This window comes from Marinobacter sp. OP 3.4, assembly GCF_036224885.1.
Classification (GTDB): Bacteria; Pseudomonadota; Gammaproteobacteria; order Pseudomonadales; family Oleiphilaceae; genus Marinobacter.
This window is the reverse complement of the sequence record NZ_JAVVLT010000094.1, coordinates 1-24,086: the sequence shown is the minus strand read 5'-3', so window position 1 is coordinate 24,086 and position 24,086 is coordinate 1. Positions and strand designations below refer to the sequence as shown.

General features: G+C 61.0%; 20 protein-coding genes and 1 riboswitch. Of the genes, 15 read left to right on the top strand and 5 right to left on the bottom strand.

Annotated elements, in window-relative coordinates; translation table 11 throughout:
• The first annotated feature begins 52 nt into the window (after positions 1-52).
• The 5 genes from RO069_RS15015 (at position 53) to RO069_RS14995 (ending at position 6,922) form a co-directional block, all read left to right on the top strand.
• Positions 53-1,636 carry an ABC transporter substrate-binding protein gene (locus tag RO069_RS15015; RefSeq protein ID WP_328188603.1) on the top strand — a complete coding sequence of 528 codons (1,584 nt, stop codon included), beginning with the start codon at positions 53-55 and terminating at the stop codon, positions 1,634-1,636.
• Between the two features lie 119 nt (positions 1,637-1,755).
• Complete coding sequence (locus tag RO069_RS15010; RefSeq protein WP_328188602.1) at positions 1,756-2,691, top strand: ABC transporter permease; 936 nt, start codon at positions 1,756-1,758, stop codon at positions 2,689-2,691.
• The gene (locus RO069_RS15005; protein WP_328188600.1) at positions 2,688-3,578 is read left to right on the top strand and encodes an ABC transporter permease; all 891 of its coding nucleotides are present in this window, start codon (positions 2,688-2,690) and stop codon (positions 3,576-3,578) included. Before RO069_RS15010 ends, RO069_RS15005 begins: the two co-directional genes overlap by 4 nt.
• A gap of 34 nt (positions 3,579-3,612) precedes the next feature.
• Positions 3,613-5,259, top strand: coding sequence for an AMP-binding protein (locus RO069_RS15000; protein ID WP_328188598.1), 1,647 nt, complete (start codon positions 3,613-3,615; stop codon positions 5,257-5,259).
• Positions 5,260-5,266: 7 nt separating this feature from the next.
• Positions 5,267-6,922, top strand: a complete 1,656-nt coding sequence (locus RO069_RS14995; RefSeq protein ID WP_328188596.1) for an AMP-binding protein — start codon at positions 5,267-5,269, stop codon at positions 6,920-6,922.
• Between the two features lie 27 nt (positions 6,923-6,949).
• Here the strand turns inward: RO069_RS14995 and RO069_RS14990 are convergent, their stop codons facing one another.
• Both RO069_RS14990 and RO069_RS14985 read right to left on the bottom strand, forming a co-directional pair.
• A complete protein-coding gene (locus RO069_RS14990) occupies positions 6,950-8,026 on the bottom strand; it encodes a phosphotransferase family protein (RefSeq protein ID WP_328188595.1) in 1,077 nt (358 codons plus the stop codon).
• Positions 8,027-8,065: 39 nt separating this feature from the next.
• Entirely contained in the window at positions 8,066-8,761 is a 696-nt protein-coding gene (locus tag RO069_RS14985) for a GntR family transcriptional regulator (protein WP_328188593.1), read from the bottom strand.
• 252 nt (positions 8,762-9,013) lie between these two features.
• Between RO069_RS14985 and RO069_RS14980 the strand changes: the two genes are divergently transcribed.
• The 4 genes from RO069_RS14980 (at position 9,014) to RO069_RS14965 (ending at position 13,104) form a co-directional block, all read left to right on the top strand.
• Entirely contained in the window at positions 9,014-9,808 is a 795-nt protein-coding gene (locus RO069_RS14980; RefSeq protein ID WP_328188591.1) for an enoyl-CoA hydratase, read from the top strand.
• A gap of 55 nt (positions 9,809-9,863) precedes the next feature.
• Positions 9,864-10,688 carry an enoyl-CoA hydratase gene (locus RO069_RS14975; protein WP_328188590.1) on the top strand — a complete coding sequence of 275 codons (825 nt, stop codon included), beginning with the start codon at positions 9,864-9,866 and terminating at the stop codon, positions 10,686-10,688.
• Positions 10,689-10,753: 65 nt separating this feature from the next.
• Positions 10,754-11,938, top strand: coding sequence for an acyl-CoA dehydrogenase family protein (locus RO069_RS14970; protein WP_328188589.1), 1,185 nt, complete (start codon positions 10,754-10,756; stop codon positions 11,936-11,938).
• Positions 11,935-13,104, top strand: coding sequence for an acyl-CoA dehydrogenase family protein (locus RO069_RS14965; protein WP_328188587.1), 1,170 nt, complete (start codon positions 11,935-11,937; stop codon positions 13,102-13,104). Before RO069_RS14970 ends, RO069_RS14965 begins: the two co-directional genes overlap by 4 nt.
• Positions 13,105-13,177: 73 nt before the next feature.
• Here RO069_RS14965 and RO069_RS14960 read toward each other — a convergent pair whose 3' ends face one another.
• A complete protein-coding gene (locus RO069_RS14960) occupies positions 13,178-14,326 on the bottom strand; it encodes a C4-dicarboxylate TRAP transporter substrate-binding protein (protein WP_328188586.1) in 1,149 nt (382 codons plus the stop codon).
• Positions 14,327-14,618: 292 nt separating this feature from the next.
• Between RO069_RS14960 and RO069_RS14955 the strand changes: the two genes are divergently transcribed.
• The 6 genes from RO069_RS14955 to RO069_RS14930 all read left to right on the top strand — a co-directional run bounded on the left by RO069_RS14955 (position 14,619) and on the right by RO069_RS14930 (position 21,278).
• Complete coding sequence (locus tag RO069_RS14955) at positions 14,619-15,401, top strand: VOC family protein (RefSeq protein ID WP_328188584.1); 783 nt, start codon at positions 14,619-14,621, stop codon at positions 15,399-15,401.
• Positions 15,401-16,540, top strand: a complete 1,140-nt coding sequence (locus RO069_RS14950; protein ID WP_328188582.1) for an acyl-CoA dehydrogenase family protein — start codon at positions 15,401-15,403, stop codon at positions 16,538-16,540. The genes RO069_RS14955 and RO069_RS14950 overlap by 1 nt, the downstream gene beginning before the upstream one ends.
• A gap of 9 nt (positions 16,541-16,549) precedes the next feature.
• Positions 16,550-17,746 (top strand): acyl-CoA dehydrogenase family protein, encoded by a 1,197-nt coding sequence (locus tag RO069_RS14945; RefSeq protein ID WP_328188580.1) that lies wholly within the window; start codon positions 16,550-16,552, stop codon positions 17,744-17,746.
• 173 nt (positions 17,747-17,919) lie between these two features.
• Positions 17,920-18,666 (top strand): GntR family transcriptional regulator, encoded by a 747-nt coding sequence (locus RO069_RS14940; protein ID WP_328188579.1) that lies wholly within the window; start codon positions 17,920-17,922, stop codon positions 18,664-18,666.
• A gap of 46 nt (positions 18,667-18,712) precedes the next feature.
• Positions 18,713-19,504 carry an enoyl-CoA hydratase-related protein gene (locus RO069_RS14935; protein WP_328188577.1) on the top strand — a complete coding sequence of 264 codons (792 nt, stop codon included), beginning with the start codon at positions 18,713-18,715 and terminating at the stop codon, positions 19,502-19,504.
• A gap of 40 nt (positions 19,505-19,544) precedes the next feature.
• A complete protein-coding gene (locus RO069_RS14930; protein WP_328188575.1) occupies positions 19,545-21,278 on the top strand; it encodes an AMP-binding protein in 1,734 nt (577 codons plus the stop codon).
• Here RO069_RS14930 and RO069_RS14925 read toward each other — a convergent pair.
• Together RO069_RS14925 and RO069_RS22145 are read right to left on the bottom strand one after the other, a co-directional pair.
• Positions 21,275-22,648 (bottom strand): sodium:solute symporter family transporter, encoded by a 1,374-nt coding sequence (locus tag RO069_RS14925; RefSeq protein WP_328188573.1) that lies wholly within the window; start codon positions 22,646-22,648, stop codon positions 21,275-21,277. The two genes, RO069_RS14930 and RO069_RS14925, sit on opposite strands and share 4 nt — an antisense overlap.
• Positions 22,638-22,749: riboswitch (TPP riboswitch) on the bottom strand. It overlaps the preceding gene by 11 nt.
• Before the next feature lie 107 nt (positions 22,750-22,856).
• The gene (locus tag RO069_RS22145) at positions 22,857-23,261 is read right to left on the bottom strand and encodes a PilZ domain-containing protein (protein ID WP_442915377.1); all 405 of its coding nucleotides are present in this window, start codon (positions 23,259-23,261) and stop codon (positions 22,857-22,859) included.
• Positions 23,262-24,086 lie beyond the last annotated feature (825 nt).

Genomic DNA, 24,086 nt, shown 5'->3' with positions numbered 1-24,086 from the left:
GCCGGCATACACAAAAAACAATCACAAACATCAAAAACAAGGGAGCGCCCCCATGAAAAACAACGATAACCCCATCGTTTCAGAAGCCGACGGCTTTACCTTCCGTCGCCGTGAGTTCCTGGGCATGCTGACCGGCGTGGCGGCGGTGGCCGCGATGGCCGGGCCGTCCGCGCTGATGGCCAAGGTCAGGGACAATGGCGGAATCCTGCGTGTTGGCGCGGCGGCCAATCCGTCGAGCATGGACCCGGCCACGGGCGGCTCCGGCTCGGACCATATCTTCCTGTTCCCGGTGTTCGCCACCCTGGTGGAGTGGGAATACGACACCCTGGAGCCTCGCCCCGGCCTCGCCGAAAGCTGGGAATTTCCGAATCCACAAACGCTCGTCCTCAACCTCCGCGAAGGGGTCACATTCCATGACGGTACCCCCCTGGACGCCGACGCGGTGAAGTTCAACCTGGATCGCAATCGCTCTGATCCACGATCCAACATCCGCTCGGACCTGGCATCGGTGGAGAGCGTTGAAGTGACCGGTGATTACCAGGTCACGGTTCACCTCAAGAGTCCGGACACCTCCCTGCCGCTGGTGCTGTCCGACCGTGCCGGCATGATGGTGTCGCCAACCGCCCTGGAGAAGCTGGGCGAAGACCATGACCGGAATCCGGTGGGCGCAGGGCCAATGAAGTTCGTCGAGTGGAACGATGGTGATCGCATCATACTGGAGCGCAACCCGGAGTTCTGGGACCAGGAGCGGCCTCTGGTGGACGGCATCACCTTCCGCATCATCACCGACAGCGCCACCCGCCTGCGTTCCGTCCGGTCCGGGCAGAATGACCTGGCCTACCATCTCGATGGCCGCCAGAAGGCCATGATCGAGCGTGGCGGTGGTGTTGAGGGCACCTATGGTCCCACCGTCTACTGCTATCAGATCTATCTGAACCACGCCAGCGGCCCCCTGAGCAACGTCAAGGTTCGCCAGGCCCTGAACCACGCCATCAATCGTGAGGCGCTGGTACGTGCCTCCATGCGTGGGGCCGGCGAGCCTGCCTACATGAACCTGCCGTCCTCTCATTGGGCCTATGACGCGGAGGTGGCCGAGCTTTATCCCCATGATCCTGAGAAAGCCCGCAAACTGCTGGCCGAGGCGGGCTACCCGGATGGTATCGAACTGGATATGCGGGGCTACAACGACCAGGGGTCGGTCCAGCGTCAGGAGATTATCATGGGCATGCTGGCGGACGCCGGCATACGTGGACGCTTCACCACCGGCACCATTTCGGACATGTCCGCCGCCTACTTCGCCCGTGGGGAAGGGGATTTCCTGGTATCGGCCTGGACCGGTCGCCCGGATCCGTCACTGACCTATGCCCTGTTGTACGCGGGCGATTCCTATTTCAACGCCGGCAAGGTCGAGCCTCCCGAAGGCCTTATGGAGGCGATCCGGGAGTCCCGCAGCACCGACGACCTGGAACAACGGAAACAGGCCTTCTCGACCATTCAGCGCATCGTGATGGAGAACGCCCTGGTGGTGCCACTGGCATTCCGGGAGGACATCATGGCGTCGGCACCGAAGGTGCAGAACCTGCGGACGAACCTGCTGGGCAAGCCCAAGTTCGAAAACGTCTACCTGCAGGGCTGAAGCCGTTGACCGACGAGGTGGGCCCCCCGTGACCGGATGTCGCGGGCCCTGCCTGGCCGGTTTCTGTGTCTGTCACCATCCACAACGGACCGATTGTCATGTCTCGGAATAAACAGCTCATGTTGCTGAATCGCCTGGTGCAGGCGATTCCTATCATGATTCTTGCCACCTTCCTGGTGTTTTCACTGCTGCAACTGGTGCCAGGGGACATTGCCATCACCATTGCCGGGGAGAACGCCAGCGAGGAGCGGATCGAGCAGATCCGGGAGCAGTACGGCCTGAATCAGCCCTTTCTGGTGCAGTACGGCAACTGGCTGCTGAACGCGGTGCAGGGGGATTTCGGTGAATCCCTGCTCAGTGGCGAGCCGGTGCTGGATACCATCGCCCGGGTGTTTCCCAACACCCTGTTTATCGTTGTCTACGGGGTGCTTCTGTCGGTGATCGTCGGTGTGCCCCTGGGCATCCTCGCCTCGAGCCGTCCGAACTCCCGGCTGGATGGCACCATCATGGGGGTGTCCTCCTTGGGTGTGGCTGTTCCCAACTTCTGGCTGGGGATGGTGTTGGTGTCCGTGTTTGCCCTCGGCTGGAACTGGTTCCCCGCCACCGGCTTTACCGCGCCCAGTGAGAGTCTGTCGTCGGCGATCTGGTTCGCCACCCTGCCGGCCATCGCCCTGTGCACCAACGGTGTTGCCGAGGTGACTCGCCAGCTCAGGAGTTCCCTGGTGGAGATTCACGGCTCCCAGTATGTCCGCACCCTGCACGCCAAGGGGCTGTCGCCCGCAGTGATTCTATGGAAGCACGGCCTCAAGAACGTCAGCGTTAACCTGCTGACGGTCATCAGTCTGCTGTTCAACAAGGCGTTGGCCGCCACCGTCGTGGTTGAAACCGTGTTCGCCATTCCCGGTATGGGGAACACCATCGTCAAGGCGGTGCTGGAATCGGACTTCCCGGTGGTTCAGGGGGCGGTGCTGGCCATGGTGGTGACCGTGATACTGGTAAACCTGCTGACTGATCTGCTTTACACCGTACTGGATCCGAGGATTAAACAGGTATGACTAGCCATGCATACGCAGCCACACCTGAACGGGTGGTGAAGGAAGATTCCCTGTTCCGCAAGTTTGGCCAGTGGTGCCGGCATGACAAGCGCGGGGCGACCAGCCTGGTGGTGCTGTTGCTGATTATCGCCATTGCCGTGTTTGCGCCCTGGGTCGCCCCCTATTCGCCCACCGAGCAGGACTACAGCAAGATCCTGCTGGAACCCAGTATGGCCCACTGGCTGGGTACCGACGACCTGGGCCGGGATGTACTGAGCCGGTTGATCCACGGTGCCTCGAAGTCGGTCTACGCCGCCTTCCTGGCGGTGGGTGTGGCCCTGCTGATCGGGGTGCCCGTAGGGTTACTGGCCGGTTTCCTGGGTGGCTGGGTTGATGCGGGCATCAGCCGTGTTATCGATACCCTGCTGTCGTTCCCCGCTATCGTGCTGGCGGTTGCCGTCACCGGTGCCATGGGTATCGGACTGACCAACGCCATGGTGTCCGTGGGCATTGTGTTCTCCCCCCATCTGGCCCGGCTGATACGGGCCCGGACGCTGGTGGTGCGGGAAGAACTCTATGTGGATGCCGCCCGCTGCTTCGGCGCCCCGGTCTCCCGGATTCTGATCCGGCACGTGACCCCGAACGCCATCCAGCCGGTAATCGTGCAGTGCACTCTGTTGTTGGCGGTGGCCCTGCTGGCTGAGGCCAGCCTCAGCTTCCTGGGACTGGGCGTGCAGCCCCCGGACCCCAGTTGGGGGCAGATGCTGGCCCGGGCCTATATGAACATGGAGATTGCGCCGGAGCAGATGTACGCCCCGGGCCTGGCGATCATGGTCACCGCGCTGACGTTCAACACCCTGGGCGAGTCACTGCGCGTGGCCCTGGACCCCACCATGAAAGGTCTGTGACCCGGGGAAAACGCCTGAGAACAAGGAGCAATGAATGACGCTTTCCAACGCACATTTTCCCGAAGCAGCGGGCGAGGTGACCTACCGCCTTGGTCGGGTGCCAATGCATGATTACCTGCTGCGCAACGCCGAAGAAGCCCCGGACCAGATTGCCTACATCTTCTATGGCCGGGAAATCAGCTGGCGCGAGCTGGCGGAATCGACCCGGCGGCTGGCGGGCTTCCTGCGGGAACAGGGTATTGGCAAGGGCGACCATGTGGGGCTCTACCTGCAGAACTGTCCGCAGTATGTGATTGCCCACTACGCCATCCAGATGCTGGGCGCCGTGATCACCCCGCTGAACCCGCAGTACAAGGCGGCGGAGGTGGAGTACCAGCTGGATAACGCCGAGGCGAAGGCGGTGATCTGTGGCGCCGACCTGTACCCGATGGTGGAAGCGGTGAGGGACCGGCTTGGCAGGCTGGAGCTGGTGATGACCACCCGCTACGCCGATTACCTGCCACGGACGCCGACACTGCCGGTGCCGGAGGACATGAGTGTGGCTCCCGCCACCCCCGGGGAGGCGGTGGACCTGGTGACGGCCATCGACCAGGCCCGGCCGATCAACCAGCCGGAGCCGGTGGATTTCGACAACGACATCGCCCTGATGACCTTTACCTCCGGCACCACCGGCCGCCCGAAGGGCGCCATGCTGCCGGTGGGGGCGTCAACCTTCAAGACCGCGGCGCTGTTCCAGGCCAACGGGCTGGAGCTGGGGAGCACCTCCCTGGCCATTGCCCCGTTCTGCCACATTGCCGGCATGTGCCTGGGCGTCTACGCGGGCGTTTACGGCCGCTGGACCACGGTGATCCTGCCCCGGTTCGATCCGGAAACCACCGTGAAAGCCATCGAAACCTACCAGGTGGACATGTGGTACAGCATCGCGCCCATGAACCGGGCCATCCTCGGCCTGCCGGATATCCAGTCCCGTAACCTTCGATCCCTGCGGTTCAACCCCGCCACCAGCTTTGGCATCCCGGTGACCGAAACCCTGGCGGAGGAATGGTGGCAACTCACGGGGTGCCAGATGCATGAGGCTTCCTATGGCCTGAGTGAAACCCACACCATGGACACCTACATGCCCCGGGACGCCATTCACTGGGGAAGCTGCGGCAAGCCCATGCCGGGCAATGACATCCGCATCATCGACCTGGAAACCGGTGAACCGCAGCCCCCCGGCCAGACCGGCGAGATCGTGGTGGGCAACGCCCATGTGTTCAAGGGGTACTGGCAGCGGCCCGAGGCCACCGACGAAACCCTGCGCAATGGCTGGGTCTACACCGGCGATGTGGGCTATTTCGATGACGACGGCTACCTGTTCTTCACCGGTCGCATCAAGGAGATGATCAAGTGCTCCGGCTACAGCGTGTTCCCGGAAGATGTGGAGGCCCTGATGCTGAACCACCACGCCGTCGCCCAGTCCGCCGCCGTGGGGGTGCCGGATGAGAACCGGGGCGAGAGCGTCAAGCTCTTCGTGGTCCTCAAGCCGGAGTATGACGGCAGGGTGAGCGAACAGGACATTATCGACTGGGCGAAGGACAACATGGCGGCCTACAAGTACCCCCGTTACGTTGAATTCCGGGATTCCCTGCCCGCCACCGGCGCCGGCAAGGTGCTTCGCCGCCTGCTGAAAGATGAATGAGGAACCCATGACCAACGCATCAACACATAAAGGTTACTGGCCTCCCGGATTGCCCCGGGAGGTGGATTATCGCGCCGGCGAGAAGCCCATCCACGACTACCTGTTTGATAACGAGCGCCAGATTCCGGATCGGCCGGCCTATATTTTCTATGGGCGGGAGGTGACCTGGCAGGAGCTGGGGCAATCCGTCCGCAAACTGGCGGCCTTCCTGAAGGAGCAGGGCGTGGGTAAGGGGGATCGGGTGGGGCTCTACCTGCAGAACTGCCCCCAGTATCCCATGGCCCACTACGCGGTGCAGATGCTCGGGGCCATCGTGTCGCCGCTGAACCCGCAGTACAAGGATGCGGAGGTGGAATACCAGCTCAGTAACGCCGAAACCCGTGCGGTGATTGTGGGTGAGGACCTGCTGGCGACAGTGCAGCGCGTGCAGCCCAATGTGCCCGGGCTGGAGATTGTGGTCTCGGCCGCCTACGCCGATTACCTGCCGGCCGAGCCCACCCTGGCGGTGCCGGACTTCCTGAGGGAACGGTATCCTGTTGGGGGTGGGGCGGTGGACCTCTCAACCATCCTGGAGGACTATCAGCCACTGGCGGAGCCTGAGCCCGTCGACCTGTGGAACGATATCTCCCTGATGACCTTCACCTCCGGCACCACCGGACGCCCCAAGGGCGCCATGCTCACCTTCGGCAGTGCGCTGTACAAGACGGCGGCGTCCATGATGGCCAACCAGGTTGAACCCGACGGCTGCTCGCTGGCCATTGCCCCCTTCTGCCATATTGCCGGCATGAACTCCGGTGTCTACATGCCAGTCTATACCCGGCGGACCACGGTGATCCTGCCCCGGTTTGATCCGGAAACCGTCGTCAGCGCCTTTGAGGTGTACCGCTGCGACATGTGGTACAGCATTGCCCCCATGCTGAGGGCCATCCTGGATATGCCGGGTATCGAACAGCGGGACCTGCGCTGCATCCGCAATAATCCCGCCACCAGCTTTGGCATACCGGTCACGGAACAGCTGGCGGAGGAATGGAAAGCCCTGACCGGCTGCCAGATCCACGAGGCGGCCTTTGGCCTCAGTGAGACCCATACCTCGGACACCTTCATGCCCAAGGAGCGGATCAAGTGGGGCAGTTGCGGCATTCCCATGCCGGAGAACGAGATCCGCATCCTGGATATCGAATCCGGGGAGCCCCTGCCCGACGGCGAGAGTGGTCAGATCGTCATTCGCAACCAGGGTGTGTTCAAGGGCTACTGGAAACGCCCGGACGCCACTGCGGAAACCCTGCGGGACGGCTGGGTCCACACTGGTGACGTGGGCTATTTCGACGAGGATGGCTACCTGTTCTTCACCGGCCGCATCAAGGAAATGATCAAGTGCTCCGGCTACAGCGTGTTCCCGGAGGACGTGGAAGCCCTGATGTTGCGCCACCCGGCCATCGCGCAGTGTGCCGCCATAGGTGTACCGGATGAGAAGCGGGGCGAAACCGTCAAGCTGGTGGTGGTGCCCCATCCAGCCCATGCCGATGGCATCACGGAGCAGGCACTGATCGACTGGGCGAAGGACAACATGGCCGCCTACAAGTACCCACGGATGATTGAGTTCCGGGACTCACTTCCCGCGACTGGGGCGGGCAAAGTGTTGCGGCGGTTACTGAAGGACTGAGATGGCTGCGGGCCCCGCCGGAACCTGTTAAAGGCCGCGTGCGATGCGGGCGCCCGTCTCTGCCAGCCGACGGGCCCGGGCACCGACGGTTGCGGGGTCCGCGCTTCCCGTGCTGACATTGCCCCGGGCCGCCCGGGCGGCCACTCCCTGGCCGATGGCGGCCCCCCGGAAGAACGCGAAGGCAAGGAATACCGTCCAGTCAGGAATCCCCGGGCGTCCGGTCTGCTCGCAGTAACGGGCAAGCATTTCCTCTTCCGTTGGCAGCCCCGACCGGGGCCGGTCAGCGGTGCCGCCCAAATCGCCGGGCAGATGATAATGCAGGCACAGGTAGGCAAGGTCGGCGATGGGATGGCCAATGGTTGACAGTTCCCAGTCGAGAACGGCGATGACTTCGGGCTTCTCGGGGTGAACGATGGTGTTTCCGATCCGGTAGTCCCCGTGCACGATCGCGCTCTCATCGGGAACCTGGCTGTGATCCATCAGCCAGTCCCGCAGCCAGTCCATTTCCGAGTAGTCAAAGTCTGTTGGCAGATCACTTTTGGCCGCTTCGTACTGGGATGACCAGCGGGAAGTCTGGCGGGCCAGATAACCCTCCGGGCGGCCATAGGACGCCAGGCCGGCCTGGTGCCAATCCACGCGGTGCAATGACGCCAGCGTGTCGATCAGTGAACGCGACAGGGCTGGCCGCTCATTCGGTGATACCGAGTCCATATCGTCGGACGGAATGATCCGGCCTTCAACATGGCGCATCACAAAAAACTCCGCCCCGATGACGTCGGGGTCGTCGCAATAGGCCACCATCCCGGGCACCGGCACATCGGTATCGCCGAGGGCCTGCATGACCCGGTATTCGCGATCGACGGCATGGGCCTTAGGCAGCAGGTCCCCGGGAGGTTTTTTCCGCAGAACGTAGCGGGTTCCCGTGGCATTGGTGAGCAGGTAGGTCGGGTTCGACATCCCGCCCTGGAACTGCTGCACCGTCAGACCGGCGCCCACTTCAGGCGCTTCCCGCCGCAGCCAGTCGGTAAGTGCTCCGGTGTCGATCCGGTGTGCCGGAAGCGGATCAACAATAACGGCTGCTGAATCGTTGTGCTGATGGTTCATTGAAGCTCCTGAATCGGGGCACTGCGTTATGCCCGGTCGTTACTGCACAGCGAGTTCCTCGGCGGATGGCTGTCCGCCCAGACCTCTGATGATCGGATCGGAAAGGGCAATGATGTCTGCCTGGATGGCTTTTTTTGCGAGCTCCGGGTCACGGCTTTCCAGGCCCCGGATAATGTCAAGATGGGGATGGGGCGACCCTGCGGTGATGGATAAGTCGCCGGCAATGGCGTTCATGACCGGCCCGGATTGCAGCCACAGGTTGCGGACGATCCGCGAGAGCATGGGCATGTCAGCCAGCTCACACAGGAACAGGTGGAGGTTGGCGTTGGCCACCGTCGCCCTGGCCTGGTCGTCGGCCTCGCAGGCCTGACGGTACTGCTCGTGCAACACCTTGAGCTGCTGGACGTCCGATGCGGACGCCAGCGTTGCCGCGCGGCTGGCGGCCTGCCCTTCCAGGGTCCAGCACAGATCCCTTATTTCGGTGTAGCGTTCCGGTGACAGGCGGGGGACCTGGACAGAACGACGGTCCACCTGGGAGAGGATCTGTTCCGATACCAGACGGCCAAGCGCTTCCCGGACAGGTGTCTGGCTGATGCCCAGTTCATCCGCGATTTCCTTGAGCTTTATTTTATCGCCCGGCCTGAACCGACCGCTCATAAGCGCATGGCGGAAATACCGGTATGCCTGCAGAGTCAGGCTTTCGGATCGGACGCCTTCCTCATTATTGATAAACATGGTTCCAGTCAGCTCCTAGCTCCAGGGATTATCCGCCAGTTTCCGGGTACTGCCTTTCTGGCCAATCGCTAACTATACGAGCGCCCCTGATATTTATAAAGCGGTTACCTTGACACAATATATTATATATTTTATAAAAAATGAAGGATAAATGACTGTCTCCGCGCACAGCGACCGTCGTGTCCCTTGTCATCGGAAACCCCGGGACTGACCCTGAATCTCCCTATCAATCACAATAAAAGGTAGACCGTTATGGCCACGGATGAACTCGTCGAACATCTCGAGAATGGCATTCTCTGGATTACGCTGAACCGTCCCGAGAAACTCAATGCACTGACCACCACCATGATCAGCGGGTTACGCACATCGCTGGAAAGGGCTTCGGTCAACGAAGAGGTCCGGGTCGTGGTTCTGCTCGGGGCGGGCCGGGGCTTCTGTGCGGGCGGTGATGTCCAGTCGATGGCGGAGGAGGACGTTGAACCGGCGCCCCTGGAAGCGAGGGCCCAGCAACTGAGGCTGGGTGTGGAAAGCGCCCGGTTGCTGTATGAAATGCCCAAGCCCACCATCGCGATGACCCGGGGGGCGGTTGCCGGAGCTGGCCTGTCCCTGGCCCTGGCCTGTGACCTGACTATCGCCTCCGATACGCTGAAGATGACGTCGGCGTTCATCAATGTCGCCCTCTCCGGAGATTTCGGAAGTACCTATTTCCTGGTCCATCGGCTTGGCCACCGGGCCCGAGAATTCGCGCTGCTGTCGCCGGTAATCAAGGCGGACGAGGCGAAGGAGCTGGGTTTGGTCAACCGTGTGGTGCCGGACGACGAGCTCCAGGCGGAAACCAGCAAGCTGGCCACCAGGCTTGCTGAAGGTCCTGGTATCACCCAGGGTCACATCAAGGCCAACCTCAACTTTGTCGAGCAGGGTGCGACGCTCGCGCAGCTGCTGGACCACGAGTCGATTCGTCACATACGCTGCGGCGAGACCGACGACCATCATGAGGCGGCCAGTGCCTTCGTGGAGAAGCGAACGCCGGTGTTTCGTAACCGGTAGGCCGGCCGCTTCCGATGTTCCCTCCCCGTTTTCCCGCTTTTGAAGGACATGCACGATGAACTTTGAAGAGATTAACTACCGCCAGGACGGTCATGTGGCAACCATCGCCCTGAACCGCCCCGACAAGCTGAACGCCTGGACCACAACCATGGAAGCGGAGGTGCGAACCGCCATGGAGTCCGCCGATGCCAATGAAGAGATCCGGATCATCATCATTACGGGGGAAGGGCGTGGCTTCTGTGCGGGCGCCGACATGAACCTGCTGAGTTCCGCCATGACCCGGGATAATGACGCAGACCCATCGTCGGAGTCTGGCTCTGGCAATGCCAACAGCGACCCGGTCGAGCGGAACTACCAGCAGCGGTTCAGCTATCTGCTTCGGGTCACCAAACCTGTTGTGGCGGCCATTAACGGCCCCTGCGCCGGCATGGGCCTGTGCATGACATTGTTCTGCGATATGCGGTTCATGGCGGACCATACCAAGCTGACCACCGCCTTCTCCCGGCGCGGACTGGTGGCGGAGCATGGCATTGCCTGGATGCTGCCGCGTCTGGTGGGCCCCATGAACGCGCTGGACCTTCTCTACTCGGGACGTTCCGTTGACGCCACGGAAGCGGAACAGATGGGACTGGTCCGGAAGCTACCGGAAGAGGGCTTCCTGGAGAAAGTGCAGAGCTGGGCGGCACAGCTGGTGACCGAGTCCTCTCCGAGATCCATCCGGGTCATGAAACGGCAGGTCTTCGACTCCCTGTTCCAGGATCTTTCCGAATCCTGGGAGATGGCGGACCGGGAAATGGTGAAGTCGTTCTCCTGCGAGGACTTCAAGGAAGGTGTTGCGCATTTCCTGGAAAAAAGGGAGCCGAGGTTCTCAGGGCGCTAGGTGCCTGTTGCCACAGGAAACCAGGCTTGGGAACAAAGACAGAACAAGAAAAGAACGGAGGCTTCATGCCCGACAGTTTTTTATCCGAATACCAGCCATTCAGGGAGGAGATCCGCGAGTTCGTTGCGGAAAAGCTTCCCGATGATATGAAAGAGCGTACCAGGCAGGGTTTTCATCCGACGAAGGAAGACATGCGGCGGTGGACGGCCATCCTGCATGAGCGGGGCTGGTCCGCCCCGGGCTGGCCCAGGGAATACGGAGGCGCGGGCTGGTCACCCTTGAAGCGAATGGTATTCGAGATAGAGATGGCCAATGCCGAGGCTCCGGGCCTGAGTCCTTTCGGCCTGCACCTGATCGGGCCGGTCATTTACACCTTTGGCAGTGAAGAACAGAAGGCGCGGTATCTGCCGGCCATTCTGGATGGGTCCCAGTTCTGGTGCCAGGGGTACTCGGAACCGAATTCGGGCTCTGACCTGGCCTCGCTAAGAACAACGGCCGTATCGGATGGCGAGCACTACGTGGTCAATGGTCAGAAAATCTGGACCAGTGAAGCACAGTACGCGGATATGATGTTCTGCCTGGTCAGGACCGATAGCAGCGGCAGCAACCAGGGTGGTATCAGCATGCTGCTGATCGATATGAACAGCCCGGGGGTTACCGTACGGCCGATTATTACCCAGGATATGTCCCACTATGTGAATGAGGTCTTCCTGGAAGACGTTAAGGTTCCGGTCGAGAACCTGGTGGGGGAAGAGAACCATGGCTGGCAGTACTCCAAGTTCCTGCTGGCGAACGAACGCACCGCCAGTGCCTATCTTCCCCAGTCCAAACGGGACCTGAGGCGCCTTCGAGAGCTGCTGGGCCAGCTCAGGGAGGGTGATGATTACCTGACCCATGACGCTACGCTGGACCTGGAGGTGGCCCGGACGGAGATCGATCTCGCCGCCCATGAAATGATGGTGTACCGCATTATCGAGGGCGCCTATCGCATCGACCCCAATGCGGCCGCGTCCATGATCAAGGCGCGCGGGGCGGGACTCCAGCAACGTATCTCGTCCCTCTGGGTTGAAGCGCTGGGGCCCCATGCCCTGCCGCTGTTTGGCTCCGGGACGCATGAGTCGGGTGGTTATGGCCTCGACCTGTCTCCGGGCGCCATGTCCCAGTACCTGATCCGTCGGGCGGTCTCCATCTACGGCGGGACTAACGAGATCCAGTACAACATTATTGCCAAGCGGGGGCTGAACCTATGAACGATGATACGGGCACCTCAGGCCTGGCGCTTACAGAGGACGAGTCCCAGCTCCAGGCAAGCGTTGAACGCTTTGTCTCCAGGGAATATACCTTCGAGCACTATCGCCGGACGGTCCGGGAGCATCAGTCCATGGACCGGGAGTTCTGGCGCCAGGTGGCGGATCTGGGCCTGATCGGTGCGTGCTTTCCCGAGGACTGGCAGGGCTATGCCCAGTCCGGGAAGGAGCCCTTCCTGATTCTCGAGCAGTTTGGCCACGGGCTTGTGGTGGAACCACTGGTCAGCGGCGTACTGGCGCCGGGTGCTGTGTTGGCGGCCTCCGGCGAGCGCGAGAGATTTGCCGATGTGTTTGCCGGGCTGATGAGTGGCGAGCAGTTGCTGGCGCTGGCCTGGACGGAGCCGGGTCAGCGATTTGACTCCTCACCGGTCACTGTCCGTGCCTCGAAAACCGGTGCGGGCTGGAGGCTGAACGGTCGAAAGTCGACGGTGCTGGCCGCCCCAATGGCCGAGACGCTGCTGGTGTCGGCCGCGACGGAAGACGGGCCATCCGTCTTTCTGGTTCCAAAGGATACGGCCGGTATTGAATCGGTTGTGTACCAGACCCTGGATGGGCAGAGGGCTGCGGATATCCGCTTCAACGAGGTGGACGTTGGCCGTGAGTCGCTTGTCGGCAACGCCGGGGACGGGCTGGCCATGGTACAGGCCGGGCTGGACCAGGCTGCGGCGCTAACCTGCGCTGAGGCCGTTGGAGCGATGAGTGCCGCCCTTGAACTGACCGTGGACTACACCCAGACCCGAAAGCAGTTCGGCCAGGCGATCGCGTCCTTCCAGGCGATACAGCACCGTCTGGCGAATATGGCCATCGAGCTTGAGTATTCCCGGGCCATGCTCCAGCTGCTGTCCTCCGGAATGGACCGCCTGCCCCAGGGGGAGCGCGGTACCTTTATCTCTGGCATTCGGAGCAAAATCCTTGGGTGTGCCCGTTACCTTGTCAGCGAGGCGGTGCAACTACATGGCGGTATTGGGGTAACAGACGAGGCAGCCATCAGTCACTATTTCCGGAAGGTGACGGCCCTGGACCTGGCGTGGGGCGATGCGCGACAGCATCTTGAGAGGTACCGTTCGACAAGGTCGGCGGACTATGACCTGGTGGCGGCTCTTTATTGACGGCCCGCAAAATCGATAGCTTTGGCTCGGAAGGGAGCAGGTGGCAACCTGGCTCCCTTCGATCACAGCCTTCCTATTTCACACCGTAGGTTTCCGGGTCGACTCTGGAGAAGATCTCTTTCCAGTAGAGCTTCGCCAGGGCTTCCTCGCTTTCAACATCCTGAACCAGCCCCCGCCATTTACTCAGCCGCTGCCGGAAATCGTTGAGTATCTGTTCCCCGTTTTCATTACCGTGTTCCTGTGCGTAGACGTCGGCCGCGTCCTTGATGTCCTGCTCGATAAAGGCATCGGTCGCCTCCAGGACCTCGTCATCCGCCTGATGGAAGGAGGCGCCAAGTTCCGCCATAAGGCTCTGGGCCTCTTTCAGATCGCTTCTGTACCGGGTCAGAATGGCGGCAGCGCCGGTCGCCGCGGCTCTTAACAGGGCCTCACGCTGCCCGGTGGAGAAACTGCTCCATTTGTCACGGTTGTACTGGAAGACCGAAGAGGGGAACAGGCCACCGGGAACGGCGGGAGTGATATCGGTGACGGTCTCTTCAACGCCGTAATTCTGTATGTCCGAGACGGCCAGGGCGGAACAGTCAACGACGTTTCGATCCAGGGCCTCGTGCATTTCATTGGCGGACATCTGTACGGGAACCGCGTTCAGGGCTTCAGCCCACCGCGCCTGGTTTGCCGCACCGGTCCGGATACGCGCTCCGTCCAGATCCGCCAGGGATTTCACGGGTGACGTGCAGATCAGGCCGTACCAGGTGCCACCAACGATCGCCGTGGGTACCTGATTCTGGGCAGCAAACTCCTCCAGGCACCGTGGACAGTCATGGAGGATATATTCTGTCAGCGCGCCCCCGAACGCCCATCCTTCCTTGCCTGCCGATTGGCCGGATAAGGGTTCCAGCATCATGGAGCTTTCAGCCACGAAATTGGTGTGCGGGTATTCCGTTGAATGGTATGGCGTCAGCACCCAGCCGGCATCGGCCATGCCGTCCCGGATACCATCGGACATCTCCGCGAAGCTGAGCAGGGAGAGGGCGTAGATTTTCATGCTGAGTTCGTCATTGGTGTTGTCCTCGACCGCCGCCGCGTACTTCTCGATCGACTGGACCTGAGGCGCCGTTGGCGGGGCGCCGACGGCATAGCGGATCTGTTCCGCCATGGCCGCCGTGCCCGTACCCATGAAAATGGTGGCGGCCAGTGCCGCGTAAAAGCTGGACCCGTGCATTGTGCGTCCTCCTTTCAGGCCCCTTGAGGATCCTGGTGACAGGCGTCACCGGAATGCGTCTTCTGTGAGGGGCAGATGCTTGTTGTTATGGCAAGTCGTAGACCGATACCCGACCCGGATTGTTCTTGGACAAGTTCGCCAAGGGTGCTATAAGGTATAGTATATATTTTATAAAAAATAAAATTAAACGACATGACACCCCACCCCAGGTGTTGGGAAGGGCTGACGGCGAGTGGTGCTGTCGACCTTGCCGCCGGCGGGCCCGGGGCCCATGAGAAGAGGAGAAGAAGCGATGTTCCTGAGACTGCGTCAACTGTGCCTGGTGGCCGGGAAGCTTGAGCCGGTCGTTGAAGATCTGCGGTCGGTCTTTGGTATCGAGGTGTGTCACCGTGATCCGGGTGTTGGGCAGTTTGGTCTGGAAAATGCGCTGCTACCGATCGGGCACTCGTTCATTGAGGTGGTAGCCCCGGTGGAAGAGGGGACCGCTGCAGGGCGGTATCTCCAGCGCCGCAATGGGGATGGTGGCTACATGGTGATTCACGACACGGACGAGATCCATCAATGGGAGGCCCGCATGAACACGCTTGGTATCCGTATCGCGGCCACCCTGGAGGTGGATGAGTACCGGGGCCTGCAGCTGCACCCCGGGGACACCGGCGGAGCGTTGCTGGAAATCAATCAGACTGGTAAAGGCGGCTCCCTTGAGGGTGCTTATCACCCCGCCGGCCCGGACTGGCAGTCCCACGTTCGCACCGATGTTGTCACGGCGGTGGTGGGCGCCGAACTCCAGAGCGATGCGCCGGAAGCGTTGGCCAAACGGTGGGGGGATATCCTGGAGAGGCCGGTTGTGGCCGGCAAATCCGGCTTCAGTATCGAGCTTGACAATGCCCGCCTGCGGTTTGTCCAGGCCCGGGATGGTCGCGGGGAGGGGCTGGGAGGCATCGACCTCCTGGTTCCCGATGCGGAGGTGGTGAGGGAACGTTGCCGCCGGAACGACCTGCCGCTGGTCGACGGGGGTGTCCTGGTGGGCGGTGTGCGGTTCTATCTTGGAACGGGCGACTGGAGGGGCGTGTAATGGATCTTAACTACAGCGAAGAGCAGCAGATGCTCCGTGAAAGTGTCGAGCGTTTCGTGCGCCAGCACTATGCCTTTCCCGACCGGCAGAAACGCCTGGCCGATGGCCGTGGTTTCTCCCGGGAGTTATGGCAGCAGATGGCCGAGCTGGGCTGGCTGACAATCTCGTTACCGGAAGAAGATGGCGGTATCGGAGGCTCGGTGGCGGACACCGCGATTGTCATGGAAGGGCTGGGACAGGCCCTGGCGCTTGAGCCCTATTTGCCGACCGTGCTGGCGTCGGTCCTGATCGCCAGGCTGGGAACCGATGAACAGAAAGCCCGGTACCTGGGACCGCTCGCCGAGGGGCAACTGCAAATGGCGGTGGCGTTCACCGAGCCCCAGGCGCGATATCAACTGGACGATTGTGCGACCCGTCTTGAGGTTCGGGACGATGGCATGGTTCTGGAAGGGGGTAAATCCCTGGTCCTGGGCGGTCAGCATGCGGACATGACTGTTGTGGTGGCCCGCAGTAGTGGCGACCGGAAGTCGCCGGACGGGCTCAGTCTGGTGCTGGTGGACCGGGAGTTGCCAGGTATCGAGCGGCGGGATTATCAGACCAATGATGGCCTGGGTGCCGTGGATATGCACTTTAGCAGTGTGCGACTGCCGGCCAGTGCCCTGTTGGGGCCCCGGGGCGAGGCGTTGCCCGAAATCGAGTACATGCTGGATCTGGCCATAGCCTGTGTGGCGTCTGAAGCCGCAGGCGCCGTATCCGCGCTTTGCCAGGCCACCCTGGAGTATCTGCGCAATCGCACGCAATTCGGTAGACCCCTTGGCGCCAATCAGGCCCTGCAACATCGCATGGTGGATATGTTCATTGCCCAGGAGGAGACGAGATCCATCGCGCTCTATGGCGCCATGATGATGGAGGAGCCCGATCCTGTTGCCCGCAAACGGGCGCTGTCGCTGACCAAGGTCGAGATTGCCCGTACCGCCCGCCACGTGGCGCAGGAGGCTGTCCAGCTTCATGGCGCCATGGGGGTGACGGAAGAGCTGTCTGTAGGCCATTACTTCAAGCGACTGACCGCCATCAACGCCACCTTTGGCGACAGTGACTGGCATCTGCACCGCATTGCGCAATGCGATCACCAGCAGTGAGGAACGAGCATGGAATTCAGGTTGAATCAGGAACAACAGGCGTTTGCCGACGAGGTACGTGAATTCATCCGGACGCATCTGCCCGCGGATATCGCCCGCAAGGTGAGGCGTGATCAGCACCTGTCCCGGGACGACTATATGCGCTGGCAGCAGATCCTGGGTCAGAAAGGGTGGCACACTTTTAACTGGCCGGAGGAATACGGTGGACCGGGCTGGAATGTCATCCAGAGTTACCTGTTCGAGGTGATCTCCGCAGAGATGGACTGCCCGATCATCCAGCCCTTCGGGCCCCGCATGGCGGGTCCGGTCATCTATACCTTTGGCACGGAAGAGCAGAAGGACCGGTTCCTGCCGGGAATTCGCGACTCCACGGTGTGGTGGTGCCAGGGTTACTCGGAACCACAGTCCGGATCGGACCTGGCGTCGTTGAGTACCCAGGCCGAGGACCGTGGGGATCATTACCTGGTCAACGGGCAGAAGATCTGGACATCCTACGCCCATTACGCGGACTGGATGTTCTGTCTGGTCCGTACCCGTGGCGATGGCCGGCCCCAGGAAGGCATTTCCTTCCTGCTGATCGACATGAACAGCCCGGGCATCGAGGTACAGCCCATCCTGATGATGGAAGGCACGCACTCCTTCAACACGGTTTTCCTGGATAACGTCAAAGTGCCCAAGGAAAACCTCATTGGTGAGCAGGACAAGGGATGGTCGTACGCCAAGTTCCTGCTGGAACACGAGCGGGTGGACAACGCCGCCATTGGCGTGACCAAAGCCGCCATGCGCCGGCTGAAGGCCATTGCGAGCCAGGAGCGTTCGGATGAGCGGCCATTGCTTGAGGATCCGCTGTTCCATGCCCGTGTCATCGAAGTGGAAGCGCAGTTGCAGGCCCTGGAGGTGACGGCGTTGCGGGTACTGTCCCAGGTGGCGTCGGGGCAGGCGCCCGGGCCGGTGGCGTCACTGCTGAAGATACGGGGGACCGAGATCGCCCAGCGGATCAGCGAACTGACGTCCCAGGCCGTCGGGCACTATGCCTTGCCGTTCCAGCCCGGGTACCTCCGGGACGAGGGCGCGGAAGAACCGGTGGGCCCAGCCCATGCCGCGACGGCGGCCAATAACTATCTGTGGCGGCGCAGCATGTCGATCTACGGCGGTTCCAACGAGATCCAGCGTAATATCATCGCGAAACACATGCTCGAACTGTAAACCGGTCAGGCGGTATGGCCTGGCAATGTAACCGTTGCCAATGGTTATCCGAGGTCGCCATGAGGTCGTTTTTTGCCTATTAAAATTGTTAACAATTAACTGTTGACTAAGTGTGAGGCTGGTCTAGACTGGATATTTAATGATCACAATCGCGCTTCAGAACAGGGGACTTGATGAACGACGTGGCACTGGAAGGACGCAGTAACCTCACCAAAACCGTTCCACAGCAGATTGCCGATCAGATAGCCAGGCGCATCGTTGACGGTGAGTTCAAGGATGGTGATCCCCTCCGGGAACAGGAACTGGCGTCCTACTACGGCGTGAGCCGGGGGCCGATAAGGGACGCGATCCAGGAGCTCGAACGGCGGGGTTTGCTAGAGATACTGCCGCGCCGGGGCGCTTATGTCATTGAGCCGACCATTGACACCATTGCGGATGTTTTCAATGTCCAGGCTGCAATGGCCGGGCTGGCGGCGCGCTACATGGCCCGCTGCGGTACACCGGAAGCCATAGGCCACCTGGCGGAAGTCGTCGGGGAACTGGAGACATTGGCGGAACAGCAGGACGTTGAGCCGATCGTCTTCGTGACCCCATGCTGGCGACTGCTCAGCATCGTCGCCGCCAACTGTGGCAATGAACACCTGCGCCGGATGATGCGGGACCTGTTCAAACACTCCCTCTGGGGCGTGTTATGGGGAAGCCAGCCGCTGGATTACCTGACCCGGGAGCGGCGCCACCAGATGGCGTTGAACTCGCGGGCACTTCTGGAGGCGATCTCCACCGGTCAGGATGAACGGGCGGAGTGGCTACTGCGGGAAATCGTATTTGCATCCCGGGATGAAGGGATGCGCATCATCAGGAAGTTACGTGGCCAGGACGTCGATCCAAGCCGGATTATGCACGACAGCAACCCCGGCTGAGATTGGCTCAACGCCGTGAGTAAACCATAACAAGAAGGGGCCAGATATGGGCTGCATTCTACAGTCATCACTCACCAGGGGGCTGCTCACTCTCACCCTTAACCGGCCAGCGCAGGGAAACGCGCTCAACATGGCGCTTGCTGAAGCGTTGCTGGAGGCGGTATCCCAGGCCCGGAGCGACGAGCGGGTGCGGGCCATTCTGATCCGCGGGGCGGGCGAGCACTTCTGTATCGGCCCGGACATCGAAGCAATGGCTGACGAATACGAGTGGGCCTTCGATTTCTCCCATCGGGTATCTTCCCTGCGCAGACTGATGGAGGTATCCCGTATCATCCACGACATTCCCATTCCGGTGGTTTCGGCCCTGCATGGCCAGGTTAGCGGCCCGGGGTTGGCCCTGGCCCTGGCATCCGATATCCGGATCGCGGCGGAGTCGATCCGCCTTACCACCGGTTTCGCCCGGTTTGGTCTCTCCGGTGGCTACGGTGGTGTCTACTTCCTGACCCGGTTACTGGGCAGCGCCAAGGCGCGGGAGCTGCTGTTGATGTCACCGTGCCTTGACGCCCGGGAGGGGCTCCATATGGGGCTGGTGAGCTACGTTGTCCCTTCCAGCGACCTGGAATCAGAGGCGTTTGAGCTGGCCATGGGGCTCGCCAACGGTCCGACCACGTCCTTTGGCTGTATCAAGCAGAATGTGAGCATGGCCGAGCAGGCTTCAATCAGCGAGACACTGGATATCGAGGCCGAGAACCATGTCCTGTGCACCCTTACCTCGGACCACCGGGAAGCCAGCATGGCCTTCCGGGAGCGAAGATCACCGGGATTTATCGGGGTCTGATGTTCCCCGGGGCTTCATGATCCAGGATTGGAGACAACAAATGATGGAAAGATCCGATCTCTTCAAACACATGCTCGAAGAAGGGGATATTGCCCTTCACAAGCTCGATGAATGGGCCAACGAGACGCCGGATAAAACGTTTATCTACTACGGCGAGACCGGCCTTGGCCTGAGCTTTGCGGAGGTCCGGCAGCGAAGCGATGCCCTGGCGGCTGGCCTGGCCTCATTGGGTGTGGCAAAGGGTGTCCGCGTCAGTGTGCTCAGCAGCAACTCGCTGGTGGCGACGATCTCGATGTTCGCTGCGTGGCGGCTCGGTGCACTGTACGCGCCCCATAACTTCAATCTTCGCGGGCAGTTGCTGGGCTACCAGATCAACGATACGGGGCCGGCAGCGCTGATCACGGATCCGTCTTTCGGTGAGCCGCTTGCCGAAATCGAAGATGAGCTGGATCTGGACCATGTCGTCGTCTTCCCGGAGCGTTACGGTTCGGAGAGTCCAGGTAATGAAGACCTGGGCATGGCATGGAACCGTACCGCCTGTCATCCGCTCTCCCGGCTGCTGGAAAACGGGACGGCGATTCCCGATGTCCCGCTGGATCCCCACGACCCGGCCACCATTATCTACACCTCCGGCACCACGGGACCCGCGAAGGGCGTGGTACTGGGGCATCGCTGGATCAATCAGTATTCCTTCCCCCTGCGCAATATGGACGGGGATGACGAGGTCCTTTACTGCGATTTGCCGCTTTACCACGTGGGCGGCGTATACGCACTGCTGATCCGGGCCCTTTGGAAGGGCAACACCGTCGGTCTCTGGAATCGCTTCAGCCCCAACGACTTCTGGAACCGGATCGCCAGTTGTGGAGCCACGTCCTGCATACTGATGGATGTGATGGTGCCCTGGCTCATGGGGGCGCCGGCCCGGCCGGATGACCGTGCCAACACGCTCTATAAAGTCCACATGCAGCCGCTGGCGGCGAGCCATCATGAGGTCGCCCGTCGGTTCGGGTTCGACTTTGTCAGCTGCGGCTTTGGGCAAACGGAGTCGGGGTGTGGCTTCCTGGCGATCATTGACCAGTTTGGCGATGAGCATGGCACGCCGCCGGAGCTGTATCGGGGCATGCCCAAGCAGGCACTGCGCGAACGCATCGAATATCTCGGTGGAATGGTGGTGGATGGCACCGGGCCCATACCGAAAGGATTCATGGGCCTGGCAAATCCGTTTCTTGAAGTTGCCATCATGGATGACAATGACAACCCACTACCTGTGGGAGAGGTGGGGCAGATTGCCTTCCGCCCCCGTACCCCGGGCGGCATTATGCAGCAGTACCTCAACAAGCCGGACGCCACGCTGAAAGCCTGGCGCAACCTCTGGTTCCACACCGGCGATGCCGGCGTCCGGGACGCGGATGGCACCTATCGGTTTGTTGATCGAATTGGTGGGTACTTCCGGGTGCGGGGTGAAAACGTTTCGTCGTTCGAGGTGGAAAGTGTGCTCAACACCCACCCGAAAATCCGGGCGGTGGCAGCGGTTCCCGTACCTGCCCGGGTGGGAAGTGAAGACGATATTGCCGTGTTTGTGGAACTCTCCGACGATCAGGACATGTCAGAGCCTGAACTCCGTGCCTATGCCGAAAAACAGATGCCGAAATACATGCAGCCCGCGTATGTCCGGTTTATCGAAGCGCTCCCCATCACGCCCACCAACAAGGTCCAGAAGTACCTGTTGAAGAAAAGCATTCTTGAGGAGAGCGATGCGCTCCGGGGACATTAACCCCCGGAGCGACTGTGGACAGCGGTCCATACCAGCGTGACGCCTCCCGACGCCAGCAGAGCCCCGGCAAACGGCGCCAATGTTGGCGCACCACCGGGAAAACTGGCGAGATAGAGCGCCTTGGAGAGGCCACCGGTCATGATCCAGTCGGGCAGGATTGCACCGATCAGACCAGCCAGCACACCGCCCATCGCCGCGCTCGTCGTTACCCGGGACCACAATCCCATCAGCACTGGAATAATGGCCGTCGCGCACAGCAGATCGGCGATCAGGAACAGCCGCAGAACCGATACCCCCTGCAATGCCACGGCAATTACCGGCACCATCAGGGCCACTGTTACCCAGCGGGCGGAGGTCAGCGTCAACCCCTCCTTCTCGGCCACCGCCAGGGAGGCGATGCCATTCTGCAGGGTGTCCACCGACGAGGCCACCAGCGTGACTGCCAGCACCAGGGCGACTGCTCCCAGCCATTGTGGCGCCTCACTGAGCAGTGCAAAGAACGGGATCGGCGGTGTGCCCAGTTCAAGCCCCGCCATGGCCGCACTGATGCCAAGGCCGCCTACCACCGCGACCACCGCCATGGTGGTTCCCCCGCCGAGGATGGCACCCTTCCAGAGGGATGCGCTGTCCCGCGCCGCCCATACCCGTTGCCAGTAACCCTGGTGGAAAAGGTTGGCAGCGGTCACCGCGAGCACCAGGGTGACGGCCACACTGGCCGCACTCCAGAAGGGAATACTGGGGATCTCGGCAGACTGCGCCGCGGCGGGCAGGTGTTTCCAGTCCACAAACAGGACCGCGGCCAGCAAGGCCATCAGCAGCAACGCCTGCCAGCGGTCGGTGGCGAGGCTGGCCCGTAATCCGCCCCAGGTAGTGTAGATCAGGGTGGTCAGCGCCACGGCAATGATCACGACCTGGCCGTTCAGGTCCGAGAGCAGCCCGGTAATCGCACCAATGGCCGTCAACTCCGCCGCCAGGAAGCAGAGCATATAGAGCACGGAAATCAGCGATACCCAACGGCGCATGCCTTTACCGAACCGCTTTTCCGCGAACTCGCTGATACTGCGCCCCTGGGGCAGTTGCCTGCGGATCAGCGGACCGAGCATGGCGAAGACAACAAACGGTAGTGCCGCGCCCAGGGCATAGCCGGCAAGGGCGACCGGGCCGACAAACGCGCCCACCTCTGGCGGTGCAAACAGGATCCAGGCACCCATGCCGGAGGCCAGGAAAGAGAGGCCGATGGTGGTGGCGCCCTGACTGTTGCGGGCGGTCATATAGTCATCAAGGCCGTCAGCGGTCCTGCGGGCACGCAGCCCCAGCCAGCCAAACAGGCACAGTGCCGCCACAATGGCGGCCAGGTGAGTGATCATCATGTCGCGCTTCCTCCGCCGGTATGATCCGGATCAGGTTCCAGGGTCTGTCGGTGACACTCTCAGTCTCGATCCAAACGGTCGGGACTCCCCTGTCGACTGGGTCATGGGTTTGTGGTGTTTTCAGTGGGTTCGGTTTGTCACAGTTGGGCACTGTAAGGCCATAGCCTGGACACAGGCAAACGAAACCGGTCAGCACCCATTCGGGCCATTATCCATGGCCAGATTTCAAGGGTTCCGGGAAATAGGGGCGTGTCAGTATCTTTAGCGACGGATTGGCCACGTATTGTTCATCAAAGCTGACGGCAAGCCGGGTAAACCGCTGGGCGACTTCGACGCGAATGACGGTCCCCGGCATGTCCCTGAGCATCGTGGCGCGGTTCCAAAGCGTCAGGAGGGCTCTTTCCCCCGGGATCACGTCCGTCAGGTCGCAGAGTAAGGCAATACCGTGGTGGCTGAGGTTTAGGCAATGGCATTCCCCCGGCCGGGGAGAGGACTCAAAGGAAACTTCGGCCTGCAGTCCTACGGGTGATATCCGGAGGGATCGGCGCAGATCGAAATGTTCCTCGACACTGATAAGGTCAGGACGGAGGTAGTCCCGCTGTGGTGGACGCATCGTTCACTTCCCTTTGGATGCCTGAAAACATAATGCGAATCATGTCACATTAATTGACGGTTTCAATGTGCAGATTGGTGTGAATAGTAAAAGAGTGTCAAATGATTGATTGGCTAGGTCGGGGCTATGTAGGCATCTATGGCAGGGCACCTGGTCTTTTAAACCGGTGTCGATATTGATGTGATTTCGGCGGTGATTCGCCTGGTGGTGAGGGTTAGTAGCGCCCGTTGTCCAATGGACAATCGCAGCGTTATGAACGCCTCCAGCAAACTGGGAGCGAAGCGACTTAAACAAAAGGGCCGAAAATCCGAAGAAGGGGCATTTTCCGAAGAGAAAATGGCCCGCCCGTCAGGATTCGAACCTGAGACCTTTGCCTCCGGAGTGCGCCTTCGAAGGTAGGCAGCAACCGGTCTAAATCGGTGAAAAGTCTGAAAGATCAAATGCCTAAAGCAAAAAACACCAGCCTCCAAAACCCCGATATATCAGCATTTTAAGCCAATTAGCGCCGAAGTTTGGCACACCTTTGTCAGGTAACCAATGTCCGGAAACAGGACATTTGATCGGTGCCCTCCAGGCACTCTAAACGGACATTTGGATCCAATTTTGTCGGGTCGGGGAGTGCAGAATTGTCAGGATTTCAGTGTCCGGAAATCGGACACGCTTTAGGGTCCGGAGAAAACTACATCGTTGAATTAAATAAACAATAGCATTCCTGCCATCATGCTACGATCAAATCTATCGAGCACGATTCGCTCGGAGAAATGCCATTTCTGCGTATTCCAGACCAAGGTTGCCACTGATTCCAGACGAAGCCTGCCACCCATT